Source organism: Bacillus spongiae (assembly GCF_037120725.1).
Lineage (GTDB): Bacteria > Bacillota > Bacilli > Bacillales > Bacillaceae_K > Bacillus_CI > Bacillus_CI spongiae.
This window is the reverse complement of sequence record NZ_JBBAXC010000004.1, coordinates 247435-260664: the sequence shown is the minus strand read 5'-3', so window position 1 is coordinate 260664 and position 13230 is coordinate 247435. Positions and strand designations below refer to the sequence as shown.

The following is a 13230-nucleotide window of genomic DNA, read 5'->3' as shown; positions in this document are numbered from 1 at the left end:
TACATAAACTGTAGCTTATGCAACAAAATGAGCTTTTTGTTGCTAGGATATTAAACTAACTACATTTATAATCTTCAGTATACAACAAGTGTTGCTTTACGCAACACTTGTAAAGTAATTGCAGTTTGTGAAACCACATGAAAATTTAAAAATTTGTACGTAAGTTATAAGGAGGAAATGAGATGTCAAGTAAACCAACATTTAATAGAGAAGTAAGAGAATTTTGGTATCCAAAATATAGTAAAAATGGATATCCTCATGTTCAACAAGGGATTATTTTAAACCCTGAAAAAAATGAAGAATTTTCCCCATTTATTTTGATGGCTGAAGACTGGTATAAGCGTGGAATCTTCTCCGACCATCCTCACCGAGGCTTTCAAACTGTAACATATGTGGTTGATGGAAGGCTTGAACATATCGACAATGCTGGCGGTTATAGCCTGTTGGACGCTGGCGATGTTCAATACATGAATGCAGGTTGGGCAGCTAGACATGCGGAAGAGGCTTTTGATGATGATCTTATTCATACTTTACAAGTGTGGCTGAATCTGCCAAAAAGTCTGAAACAAACAGAAACAAGTTATCAAAATATTCGCGTTGAAGATGCACCTGTTGTGAATATCGATGGTGGAACGGTTCGTGTATATTCAGGTGAAATCGCTGGAGCAACTGGACCGATGAAAAGTTTGGTGCCAATTACAATGTCAGAAATCACTCTCCGTGAGGGTACGGACTATACACATGTTTTGCCTGAGAATCATAATTCATTTTTGTACATGTTGGCAGGAGAGATGGAGTTTGGAGAAAGTAAAACTAAGATAGCTAAAACTGGAGCCGCTACCTTGTCCTTTAATGAAGAAGGTACCGTGTCTAACCGTAGTGAATTAAAAATAAAGGCCGTATCCAAGTCCAAAGTATTGATCTATTCAGGCGTTCCTATTCGAGAAGAAATAGCTTTTGGTGGACCATTTGTAATGAACTCGCAGGAAGAGATTAGGGAGGCATTTCGAGATCTCCAGCGAGGAGTATTTGGCCCATCTGCTGTAAAAAAGTAAAAACAATATACAAAGATATCAATGAGAGGGGAACAAAATTGATGGATATTTTATTTTTAATTGGAAGGATTTTATTTTCAGTTATTTTTATCTCGGCAGGATTTAATCATTTAAAAGATTTTACAAATACAGTTGAGATGGTGAAGAAAACTAAAGCTCCTTTTCCGAAATTGTCTGCTGCTGCTATGAGTTTCTTTTCCCTAGTAGGTGGTTTAAGTGTTGCTTTTGGCTTCTATGCAGAAATTGGGGCGTTTCTTCTTTTCATTTTTCTAATACCGACAACCTTTATTGTTCACAGTTTTTGGAGATTGCCAGATGATGAGAAGGAAATTCAGAGTGTGCATTTTTTCAAGAACCTTGCTCTAATGGGTACAACATTAATGATTTTTTATTACGGTTCTGGTCCTTTTAGTTTGTAAAAGTTTCTATTAAAACACTAAACTAAATGGGAAGCCTGATACATGTACACCAAGTTAAAAAGAATAACATAATCCAATATTATTGACATGAGGAAAGTCCGAAAAAGAAAGGATTTGACTAAGAGGGTATAGAAATCCTGTCGGAGAATTAGCCCAGTTTATTGACTAATTAATAGTTTGATAAACCTTTCTATAGTTCGGGATTGAGTCCCACTGGGGAGATACTCTTCCTGACTACTGTATTCATATGACTAAATTTAAAGGTCAACCAGATAAGATAATATAGTTAACTGGTAGCGATTCTACAAAAATGTAGGATCGCTTTTTCTTATTCGAATAATGGGAATGGGTTAAGAAAAGGTTGTGAACTAATATCCATAAACAATAGAGAAAGAAGCGATAAACGTTTTTTTGATAGAGGTCATATTTTAGTTATTCCACAATACCAGCTCATATCATTCATTTTTCACTAGTAAAAAGAGATAGTATCATTCAAATAGTGAAAATAGTAAAAATGAAACTATTGACCTATTGGTAGACGAATAAAATTTGGATATGATAATGGCAGAAGATTCTGAAAAAAGGAGTGGGTATGATGAAATGGTTCGTTAGTTTTTTATTTATTGGAGCAATATGTGTTTTATTATCCCCAGAAAAGAAAGCGCTTTCATTCGAAGGGGATCAGAATGAATTTCCAATGATTCTTGTTCATGGCCTAGGCGGATGGGGAAAGGAAGAGGTGAAGGGATTTAATTATTGGGGAGGGCTTCGAGATATTGAAGCAGACCTTAATCAAAATGGGTTTGAAACACATGTAGCTTCAATTGGACCGGTTTCTAGTAACTGGGATCGAGCGGCAGAATTATATGCCTATCTACGTGGTGGAACAGTTGATTATGGTGCAGCGCACGCTCAGGAACACCAACATGATCGTTTTGGTAAGACATATCCGGGTGTTTTAGATGAATGGGACGATACAAATAAGGTGCATTTAATTGGGCACAGTATGGGGGGACAAACCTCTCGTATGCTTGGAGAATTGTTGAAATCAGGTAGTGTAGAAGAACAAGAATTTCATGAGGCGAATCCTGAGGGAGAGGAGATGTCTCCTTTATATGCTGGTGGAAAAGACTGGATACATAGTATAACTACCATTGGGACACCTCATAATGGATCAGCAGTTACAGATGAAGCGGGGGAGTTTGTTCCTTTTCTCAAAAAATTTGTTTGGAAGTATATTTCATTAGCTGATTATTATACTAATGATTATTTTAATTATAATTTTGATTTGGACCATTGGGGGTTAAAACGTCGTTCAGGAGAGTCACTCTCAGCTTATGTCGATCGATTATTTGCTAATTCGTTTTGGGAAACGGCTGATACGAGTCAATATGATTTAACGACAGTTGGAGCAAAAGAATTAAATGATTTTATGAAGACATATGATGACGTCTACTATTTTTCATACACAGGGGATGCAACCTATGATTCTATTTTCACTTCTTATCGGATCCCGTTACTTTCAATGAATCCGATTCTTCATCCAGCAGGCTATTTATTAGGTAGATATGATAATAGTGAATTTGGAATCGATTCAACGTGGTATGCAAATGACGGACTTGTGAGTGTTCCTTCTTCTCAATATCCGTCCGGACACCCTGCAAAAAAGGTCAATGTTGATAACCCTGAAATAGGGGTTTGGAATTACCATGACACCTTGTATAGGTGGGACCACATAGATTTTGTTGGAATTGATTTAGCGGATACGCTTGGGTTAAGTGATATTCATGCATTTTATAAAGAAATTGCTACAAACCTGGCTGCTTTACCTAGCAATTAAGGGAATTCAATGGAGAAGCTAACTATCAAAAATCAACGGTAAACAAAAAGAAATCATTGATGAAACACCCTTCATCAATGATTTCTTTTTTTATGTATGTATAGTACTAGTGGTTAAAGGTAGTAATAGAATAGTCTGTTGTAACAAGGTCAACTTATTAGGTGGTTTCTATTATTATATAGAGTTGACAAATAGATACATATACAAAAATCTATGACTTTCCACTATTTAAGCACTTATTCGTCACAAGTGTACGTTCCACTATCGTTTGCTCCATTATGAAGGCCCTATTGGTTTCATCATATTGATTCCCATAAGGTCAAAACCTAATTCCTCATATAGTTTTCTAGCACCAGTATTGCTTCCAAAAACGTGAAGTTTAAAATAGTTAACACCTTTTTTAATTAACCACTTCTCTATATCATTCATTACTTGGCTTCCAAACCCTTTCCCTCTGTACTCGTCAAAGAGGTAAATTTCATAAAGAAAGGCACTCTTTTTGTTTAATTCTACTTTAAGCCATACAAAACCAATTCTTTTCGAACCATGGTTAACGTTAAATAAATAATGATTAGGTGTATTCACTCCTTCAGGCAAAAGGGCTTTAAGTTGTTTGGCAGCTTTTACAACAGGTTCTTCACCTTCCTCATGAACATGATGAGATAAAACTTCCGTATATCTTTCCACCTTTTCATCAAAATAGGAGCTAAACTCTTCCTCTGTCATGCTTGTAAGTTCAACAGCGGTCATAAAAATCATCCTTTCTATACCTATTATTTTCGTCTAATTTCTGTTGGAAATCATATAGCTTAGTTTTAACGTAATAGATTTGTTGAAATAAAATCCTACCCATTCTATGAATGATGGAAATAGGTCTAAGAAAAGGAAGGAATGCGGTGAAAAGAGAAGATAACCAATAAAACCTAGAGTAAACTTATCCACCTATTTAAGTATGTACATAAGCTAAATCCATTTGATATTAAGTACTATGTCGATTTCCTTCTTCAATTCATAAGGGAATAGGTAGTTTTTAGTCATGTGGTCAACGAAATAACAGAAAATCATGTTGGCATGAACTTCGATTGTTTATTTTTCCATTAAAAAGAATTTCTGGCTCCACTGTTTATCAATATTTTAAAAATTATTATACCATAGTATTCCAACAGATATTAGTTTGAAAATCCGTTCTATTAATGTTGATAAATAGGTTTCTGTTAAATTTTAATGGCTAAACACTTACTTTTTTAATTTATAGAGGTAATTAAATAGGGTGTTTTCATCCATATTTTAAATATATAGGTCGTAATATTCAGAAAAATATTGACTTTCCTTTTATTGGGTTATATAGTTAGTTACATAACTAACTAACCAGTGGAGTGTTGATGATGGATCATGAATTAACGTCCAATAAGCCAATTTTTCAACAAATTGCAGATAAGATTGAGTCAGGTATTCTAGATGAGTCTATCTCTGAAGGGGATCGAGTACCATCGACCAATGAAATTGCCAAGCATTATCAAATTAATCCAGCAACTGCAGCCAAAGGAATGAACCTACTTGTCGAGGAAGGTGTTATTTTTAAAAAAAGGGGGATAGGAATGTTTGTGGCGGAAGGCGCGAAAGAAATCGTACTAGAAAAAAGAAAAAAGGTTTTTTATGAAAGCTATATGATTCCATTGAAAAAAGAGGCCCATAAAATTGGTATTACGAAGGACGAACTCCAATTCTTACTTGCCAAGGAGGATTAGAAATGACCATAATCGTGAGTGATGTATGTAAAACGTTCGGTAAGCATGCCGCCTTAAAAAATGTTAATGTTTCGTTTAAAGAGAATACAATCTATGGTTTACTTGGAAAAAATGGAGCTGGTAAAACAACGCTTATGCAATTAATAGCAGGGCATACGCTACCGACCAGTGGTGAAATCTTAATAAATGGTCAGTCACCATTTAATAATCGTAGAGTTCTTCAAGATGTATGTTTTATTAATGAAAGTAGTAATTTTAAACGAAGGTTAAAAGTAAAGGATGTATTAAAAATTTCGTCCTTGTTCTATCCAAATTGGTCTCAAAATACAGCGAACCGGTTGATGGAGGAATTTCAGTTGAAGCCGAATGTGAATGCACGAGGACTCTCCAAAGGAATGGAGTCTGCTCTAGGTATTATCATTGGTCTTGCCTCTCGTGCTAAAATGACCATTCTTGATGAGCCATATATTGGTCTAGATGCTTCAGCACGGTACACTTTTTATGATCTTTTACTAGAAGAATTTGAAAGGTATCCAAGGACATTTATTTTATCTACTCACTTAATTGATGAAGTAAGCCGTTTATTTGAAGAAGTGGTCGTGCTTAAGGATGGAAAAATCCTGTTTCAGGAAGGTGCAGATGCCTTAATTCAAAAAAGCATAAAGGTCAGCGGGGCAAGAGAGAAGGTTGACACGTTTATTAAAGGAAAGAACGTAATTGATGAGAAAGAGATAATGGGTATTAAAACAGCTCTTGTCTATGGAGAAGCATTTTCCATTGAAGAGGCAACAGCGGTCGGATTGGAAGCGGAGCGGAGTACAATGCAAAGGTTAATGGTTCACTTAACGGATTCAAAGGAGGAAACGATTCATGTATAAAGAGTTAAAAGCGGTTTTGTATTATTTCTTACTTGACTATCGTTTTTCTCTTGGGGTGTTTTGGACCATTCTTATTAGTTCATTGATAGGCTTTTCCCTCATCGGTTTGATAGGTGACGGAATAGGGAACGTTGTCATCGTTACAAGCCTCCCTGTTCTGATTTATTGTATAGTGTCAGGAATTAATATGACGAAAGAGACGTTCCCATTTTGTATTAAAATGGGTGTAACACGACATCAATATATGCTTGGTTCTGCATTGTTTACACTCCTTCTTTCAGTTGGAATGTCTCTTGTCCATTTGATCATTAGCTACGGATATGATTGGTTGCTTAAGCTAGGAAGCATTGAGGGAATCACCCATTATTCACTGCTACAATTTTTTAGCCTTTCCAATACGTGGTTTAATGAACTTTGGTTGCTTGCCTTTTTAAATTTCGTTTTTCTAGGTTTTGGCATTTTGTTTGGGACAATTATCTATCGTTATGGATTAGTTGGGGGCTTTAGTACAGTTGCTGTCCTTGTTTTTCTTTTCGTCTTACCAACTTCTAGGGAGGCTCTGATAGAGAGAATGCTTTTAGTAAATAATGGCCAATTAAGCATTCAATTTGGCTTTTTATTCGTCTTAACAAGCATCGTCTTTTTTCAAAATTGGCTTCTTATTAGAAAAGCATCAACGATGGCAGCTAGCACTCGTTAATGTTAAAAAAGCAGTATGTTCGTGCCCCTAGTTCACCTTGAGAAGCGAAAATACAAATAGAATAGTAAAAGACAGACCATAATCATAGTAAAGGTTTGTCTTTTTTATTGTATATAGTAGGTTTGTTTTTGATAAATAAAAATTTTAGTATGTTAAAAAGGACCAAAAAAAGGCCCAATATTATACCCTTATTATATTAATGTATTCTTAGCTATACCGATAACCCTTTATCTATGTCCATCTTTACGTGCTTTTATATACCCGTAATACGCACATGTACCATTTTGGGTAAGGTCTTTTACTTCAAAGCCACATTTCTCATAGAAGCTGAAATTGTTAGCTGATGTGTGTGCAAACCAATCACCGTGGGGAAGCTTTTGAACACAAAGCTCTACGAGTTTTTTACCGATACCTTCTCCTCGATACTCTGATAAAACTACTAAATCCATTAGGTTAGCAGCCATAATTTGATCTGAGATAACCCTTACCATCCCAATCATTTTGTTATTATCCCAAACAGTAAATGCCCAAGTTGAGTTCTTGAATATTAACGAAAACTTCTCTTTCTGCCAAGATGGTGTATTCCTTGCCCATCCAGCGTCTTCAAACAAGGCTTCAACATATTCAGCAGGAACTCCCTCGGTACCTTCTCTTATTACTAAGCCGTTGAAATATTGGTACATATTAACGCCCCTTTTTATTATGGCTTATTCTAATTTTTAGTGTTCATTTCCCATTTCTTTACCTAACAACCTGTCCCGTTTGTTAGACTCCATATAACCACATTTTCATTTTTCTTCTAACAAGAAAACTTGTCATGCACTAACGAGTTTATAAAGTTTATCTAGTCATTTTCAAAGCTGATTTAACAGCTATTTAAGCAGACATTTTTTACAATGCACCTCAGAACGGAACCCTTTACCTTGCAAGAGGAGGCTTGTTTTACGTAAAAGCAGTCCCTTTTGTTACAATGACTGTCAAAAAATCCGTTTGTATATTGTAATAGAGTGATTGTCAGCCATTTTACTAATGGATTTTTACTAATTTCTTATTTTTTATGCAATAGACGCCTTCCCCTTCCATTGCTTCAAGCTTTCCATTTTTAAGATAAACACAAGTTTCTTCGTCTATTCCGAAATGTAGCTGGCTGCTAAAGTTCTCTAAGGCTTTCCTTAAATGATCTTCGTCGTTCCATTGAGAGAAGTGAACGGCAAGCAATATTTGAGAAATTAAGCCTAAACCTTTTCGAGATTGAGTTTTTTGTTCAACATTATCATGAGGAGAGATAAGACATAGTTCGGGGCTTATTAGCGCTCCAGCTGAAAAACCAGCCACTGGAATACCTAGCTCATACCGCTCTTTAATTTCCTTCCCGATTGGAGTATCCACAATGTAATCAGCATACAGGTTCGTATCACCGCCTCCTATAACAATGCCAGCACTATTCTTGATTGATGTCATGACCTTGTCGACTGGAGTAGAAGGAAGAGGCAATAAAGTGAATTCTTGAATACCTAACTCATTTAGGATGCTTATATATTTTGGCATATAGTTTTCCCAGCCATCTCGCTCAACAAATAAAATGGAAACGGGAGTCTGGTGTCTAGCTGCTAAGTTAGTAAATTGCTTGGCCATCTCGAAAGTAAATGGCGGAGCACCTCCAAAAAGAAATAAATGTTTATCCATCAAATCACCTTCCAATTTTATGAATAGTATAATGATATATTTTGGTTGTAGCAACCATTAATGGATAATATCTTCTTTAGATTGCCCAAACTTTGACCGTGCTGTTCGCCATAAAAAATTGAGAATATGCTATAATAATAATTTGAAGAAGAGAGATTGTACGGAAGGGTTTGAAGAGTAATGGCTAAATACACGCCTATGATTCAACAATATTTGCAGGTAAAGGCAGAGTATCAAGATGCCTTTTTGTTTTTCCGTTTAGGAGATTTTTATGAGATGTTTTTTGATGATGCCGTCCGTGCATCTCAAGAACTAGAAATTACATTAACAAGTCGAGATGGCGGCACTAAGGAACGTATTCCGATGTGTGGGGTACCCTATCATGCCGCCCCTAATTATATTGAACAACTAATAGAAAAAGGATATAAAGTAGCGATTTGCGAGCAAACGGAAGATCCAAAGCAGGCCAAAGGGGTAGTGAGGCGTGAAGTCGTTCAGCTTATTACACCAGGAACGGTAATGGAAGGAAAGGGTTTGTCCGAAAAAGAAAATAATTATATCTCGTCGATTTCTACTTTTGAGGATGGAACGTACGGATTAATCTATACAGATTTATCAACAGGTGAGAGTCGTGTAACAATGCTCACATCATCGACCGATGAGCTGTTAAATGAATTAAATACAATAGGGGCAAAGGAAGTCGTTTGTGATGAAGCTCTCCCTGGAGAACTTCAGCAAAAGCTGAAAGAAAGACTTTCCATTACTCTATCGTTCGAACAAGATACAGTCGTTAAAGAAAGTGATGAGAGCTTCTTCCGTCAACTTTCGCAACAGAAGCTAAGAATAACCGCTGCTCGTTTATTAAATTACTTATATCGAACACAAAAGCGAAGCTTAGATCATTTACAGCCTGTAGAATTGTATGCCGTTTCAAATTATATGAAAATGGATTACTATTCGAAAAGAAATTTAGAGTTAACCGAAACCATTCGTTCGAAAGGGAAAAAGGGCTCTCTCTTATGGCTGTTGGACGAAACGATGACGTCTATGGGAGGGAGATTATTAAAGCAATGGATTGATCGACCGCTCATTTCAAAAGCGAAAATTGAAACTCGTTTGAACGCCGTCGACGTTTTCTTGCAACGTTTCTTTGAACGAGAGGAATTACGTGAGTTATTAACCGAGGTATATGATTTAGAACGTTTAGCAGGTCGGGTCGCATTCGGGAACGTCAATGCGCGTGATCTAGTACAACTAAAAAAATCATTGCAACAAACGCCGGGTATCGCTCACCTACTCCAACAATTGGGAGAGAGTGAAACAAATCAATTGGCTGAAAAGCTTGACCCTTGTGAAGAATTAACGGATCTGCTTGAACAAGCCATTGTGGATCAACCTCCTCTTTCTATTAAAGAGGGGAATATTATCCGTGATGGCTATCATGCTGAACTAGATCAATACCGTGATGCTAGTTCAAATGGTAAAACGTGGATTGCAGAGTTACAAGCAAGTGAACGAGAGCGCACAGGGATTAAGTCGCTAAAAATTGGCTATAATCGCGTATTTGGCTATTATATTGAGGTAACAAAAGCCAATATTCATCTTCTAGAAGAGGGCAGGTATGAACGGAAACAAACACTTACGAACGCAGAGCGGTATATTACGCCAGAGCTAAAAGAAAAGGAAGCGTTAATTCTCCAAGCAGAAGAAAAAAGTGTGGAACTTGAATATGAGCTGTTTACATCAATACGTGAAACCGTAAAAGAATATATTCCCCGTTTGCAAAGTCTAGCGAAAATTGTAAGTGAGATTGACGTGCTTCAGTGCTTTGCAACGGTTAGTGAGAAACGTCAATTCGTCAAGCCTACATTTAATAATGAGCGAAGAATTAGGATTGAGGAAGGTCGCCACCCTGTCGTTGAAAAAGTTATGAACGCTCAAGAATATGTACCTAATGATTGCTTTATGGATAAAGAACGGGAGCTTCTCCTCATCACTGGACCGAATATGTCTGGGAAAAGTACGTATATGAGGCAAGTTGCGTTAACCGCTATACTAGCGCAAATCGGCTGTTATGTACCGGCAACAAAAGCGAGTTTACCAATTTTTGATCAAGTTTTTACTCGTATTGGGGCAGCGGATGACCTTATCTCAGGTCAAAGTACGTTTATGGTCGAGATGCTTGAAGCAAAAAATGCAATTAGTCATGCTACCGAAGATTCCCTTATCTTATTTGATGAAATCGGTCGGGGGACATCTACGTATGATGGAATGGCCTTAGCTCAAGCTATTATTGAACATATACATGAGAATATTGGGAGTAAAACGCTGTTTTCGACACATTACCATGAACTTACTGTATTAGAAGATGAGTTACAGCAGCTCCGTAATATCCATGTTAGTGCAATGGAGCATAATGGAAAACTGGTCTTCCTTCATAAAATTAAAGAAGGAGCAGCAGACAAAAGCTACGGTATCCATGTAGCCGAATTAGCAGAATTACCTCCTACTTTAATCCAACGTGCGAAGGAGCTGCTAGAGCAGTTAGAGGAAAAAGGGGAACCCGCTCCTTTACCAACACAGCCAAAAGTGCTAAAGGAAGAAGAGCCTCTTTCACAGTTATCCTTCTTCACAGAAGAGCCGAGGCAGGAGCAAAAGAAAGTGGCGAAACAAGATGAAATCGTTTTGGCAGAGATTAAAAAACTGGATATTTTGGAAATGACGCCGCTTGAAGCAATGAATACCCTTTATCGAATCCAAAAGAAACTAAAAAAAGCATAACGGGAGGTGGAGCCGATGGGAAAAATAGTTCAACTTGATGATGTACTATCGAATAAGATTGCGGCAGGAGAAGTCGTAGAGCGACCCGCTTCTGTCGTAAAGGAGCTTGTCGAAAACAGTATCGATGCAAATTCAACGAAAATAGAGATTTTCGTTGAAGAAGCAGGGCTGAACGTCATACGAATTGTGGACAACGGTGATGGAATAGAAGAAGATGATGTTCTTACGGCATTTCAGCGCCATGCTACAAGTAAAATTAAGGATGAAACGGATTTATTCCGGATTCGCACACTAGGTTTCCGCGGCGAGGCCTTACCGAGTATTGCGTCAGTAAGTATGTTGGAGTTATCTACTTCAACCGGAGAGGGCCCTGGAACGACGATTAAGCTAGAGGGTGGGGTAATTAAAACCCATGAGAAAAGCGCGAGTCGAAAAGGGACAGATATTACGGTTTCCGGTTTGTTTTTCAATACACCTGCCAGGTTAAAATATATGAAGACAATTCACACAGAGCTTGGTAATATTTCAGATGTCGTCAATCGATTGGCTTTATCTCATCCAGAGGTGGCGATTCATTTACGTCATAATGAGCGAACCCTTTTACAAACAGCAGGAAATGGTGATGTTCGTCAAGTGTTAGCAGCGATATATGGAACGAATATCGCTAAAAATATGGTGCCGATTGAAGCTACTTCACTTGATTTTCACGTGAAAGGATTTGCTTCATTACCTGAGGTGACGAGAGCTTCCCGCAATTATTTATCAACGATGATTAATGGGCGCTTTATTAAAAACTTTTCATTGGCAAAAGCCATCAGTGAAGGATATCATACGCTCTTACCAATTGGACGTTTTCCAATCGCCCTTTTATCGATTCAAATGGACCCCTTGCTTGTGGATGTAAACGTGCACCCATCTAAAATGGAAGTGCGGTTGAGTAAAGAGAATGAATTAAATGAACTCGTTACGAATGCCATAAAAGGAGCCTTTAAATCGAAAGCGTTAATTCCTTCTGGCTATACACCTAAAGTTGAAAAACCGAAAAGTGAACAAGCGGTATTTGAGTTAGATCATGTGGAATCAACGAAACCGAAGCAGAACTATACGGCAACTTATCAAAAAGAACCGTTGTTGCCGAAAGAAGAAATGAAAAAATTATACGAACCTTTAAGAGAATCAGCCCCGAATACGACGTACACAGAAGATATTCCTGAAGTTGAACCAATCTTTGATCGTATTAGGGATGAGGAGAAAGTCATCGAAGCACCTGTTGAAAGGGAAGAGACATCTTCACGTGTCCCGCCACTATATCCGATCGGACAAATGCACGGGACGTATATTCTGGCTCAAAATGAGAATGGATTGTACATCATTGACCAGCATGCAGCACAAGAACGAATTAAATATGAGTTCTATCGTGAGAAAGTAGGGGAAGTAGCGAAGGAACTTCAAGAGTTACTCGTGCCGTTAACGTTTGAATATTCTTCAGATGAAAGCATTAAAATCCAAGAGCATATAGATGAATTAAGACATGTAGGTGTATTCTTAGAATCATTTGGAATGAATTCCTTTATCGTTCAGTCACATCCTCAGTGGCTCCCTAAAGGTGAAGAAAAACAGCTGATTGAGGACATGATTCAGCAACTTTTATCAATGAAAACCGTAGATTTAAAGAAATTACGAGAAGAAGCTGCCATCATGATGAGCTGTAAAGCGTCAATAAAAGCTAACCATCACCTAAGAAATGACGAAATACAGGCATTACTTGACACACTAAGAGGTACATCCGACCCATTTACCTGCCCACATGGACGTCCGATTATTGTACATTATTCATCATATGAAATGGAAAAAATGTTCAAACGAGTCATGTAAAAGATGAGAGAGCTTCAATGATTAACAGAAGCTATTTAGGTAGTTTTCGATACGGATACGTTAAATGAATAAAGAAAGAGGCTGGGACAAAACTAAATGTACCATTCTCTATGCCGAATAATTTCTTATATAACAAGAGTTATAATTACAAAAACCGAACTATAATGGAACTCTATATTAGAGTTTTTCATTATAGTTCGGTTTTTCCTTTGGCTGGAATACTTCTGTCCCAGCCCCTTTTAAGGTCG

At 37.3% G+C, this 13230-nt stretch carries 11 protein-coding genes; 8 read left to right on the top strand and 3 right to left on the bottom strand.

Annotated elements, in window-relative coordinates; all coding sequences use genetic code 11:
* The first annotated feature begins 182 nt into the window (after nt 1-182).
* The 3 genes from WAK64_RS07065 to WAK64_RS07055 all read left to right on the top strand — a co-directional run bounded on the left by WAK64_RS07065 (nt 183) and on the right by WAK64_RS07055 (nt 3314).
* Nucleotides 183-1055 (top strand): pirin family protein, encoded by an 873-nt coding sequence (locus WAK64_RS07065; RefSeq protein ID WP_336586245.1) that lies wholly within the window; start codon nt 183-185, stop codon nt 1053-1055.
* Between the two features lie 41 nt (nt 1056-1096).
* Complete coding sequence (locus WAK64_RS07060; RefSeq protein WP_336586244.1) at nt 1097-1474, top strand: DoxX family protein; 378 nt, start codon at nt 1097-1099, stop codon at nt 1472-1474.
* Between the two features lie 592 nt (nt 1475-2066).
* Nucleotides 2067-3314: an esterase/lipase family protein gene (locus WAK64_RS07055; RefSeq protein WP_336586243.1), complete on the top strand. Its 1248-nt coding sequence runs from the start codon at nt 2067-2069 to the stop codon at nt 3312-3314.
* Nucleotides 3315-3590: 276 nt separating this feature from the next.
* Here the strand turns inward: WAK64_RS07055 and WAK64_RS07050 are convergent, their stop codons facing one another.
* Nucleotides 3591-4064: a GNAT family N-acetyltransferase gene (locus WAK64_RS07050; RefSeq protein ID WP_336586242.1), complete on the bottom strand. Its 474-nt coding sequence runs from the start codon at nt 4062-4064 to the stop codon at nt 3591-3593.
* A gap of 635 nt (nt 4065-4699) precedes the next feature.
* Between WAK64_RS07050 and WAK64_RS07045 the strand changes: the two genes are divergently transcribed.
* From WAK64_RS07045 to WAK64_RS07035, 3 genes are read left to right on the top strand one after another with little or no spacing between them, the layout of a single operon-like run.
* Entirely contained in the window at nt 4700-5062 is a 363-nt protein-coding gene (locus WAK64_RS07045; RefSeq protein WP_336586283.1) for a GntR family transcriptional regulator, read from the top strand.
* 2 nt (nt 5063-5064) lie between these two features.
* The gene (locus WAK64_RS07040) at nt 5065-5940 is read left to right on the top strand and encodes an ABC transporter ATP-binding protein (protein WP_336586241.1); all 876 of its coding nucleotides are present in this window, start codon (nt 5065-5067) and stop codon (nt 5938-5940) included.
* Nucleotides 5933-6640, top strand: coding sequence for a hypothetical protein (locus tag WAK64_RS07035; protein WP_336586240.1), 708 nt, complete (start codon nt 5933-5935; stop codon nt 6638-6640). The genes WAK64_RS07040 and WAK64_RS07035 overlap by 8 nt, the downstream gene beginning before the upstream one ends.
* 227 nt (nt 6641-6867) lie before the next feature.
* Here WAK64_RS07035 and WAK64_RS07030 read toward each other — a convergent pair whose 3' ends face one another.
* Both WAK64_RS07030 and WAK64_RS07025 read right to left on the bottom strand, forming a co-directional pair.
* The gene (locus WAK64_RS07030) at nt 6868-7323 is read right to left on the bottom strand and encodes a GNAT family N-acetyltransferase (RefSeq protein ID WP_336586239.1); all 456 of its coding nucleotides are present in this window, start codon (nt 7321-7323) and stop codon (nt 6868-6870) included.
* A gap of 343 nt (nt 7324-7666) precedes the next feature.
* Nucleotides 7667-8326 carry a Type 1 glutamine amidotransferase-like domain-containing protein gene (locus tag WAK64_RS07025; protein WP_336586238.1) on the bottom strand — a complete coding sequence of 220 codons (660 nt, stop codon included), beginning with the start codon at nt 8324-8326 and terminating at the stop codon, nt 7667-7669.
* 180 nt (nt 8327-8506) lie between these two features.
* On the opposite strand from WAK64_RS07025, the gene mutS reads away from it, so the two are divergent.
* Complete coding sequence (gene mutS / locus WAK64_RS07020; protein WP_336586237.1) at nt 8507-11107, top strand: DNA mismatch repair protein MutS; 2601 nt, start codon at nt 8507-8509, stop codon at nt 11105-11107.
* A gap of 15 nt (nt 11108-11122) precedes the next feature.
* Nucleotides 11123-12982, top strand: a complete 1860-nt coding sequence (mutL, locus tag WAK64_RS07015) for a DNA mismatch repair endonuclease MutL (RefSeq protein ID WP_336586236.1) — start codon at nt 11123-11125, stop codon at nt 12980-12982.
* The last annotated feature ends 248 nt before the right edge of the window (nt 12983-13230 follow it).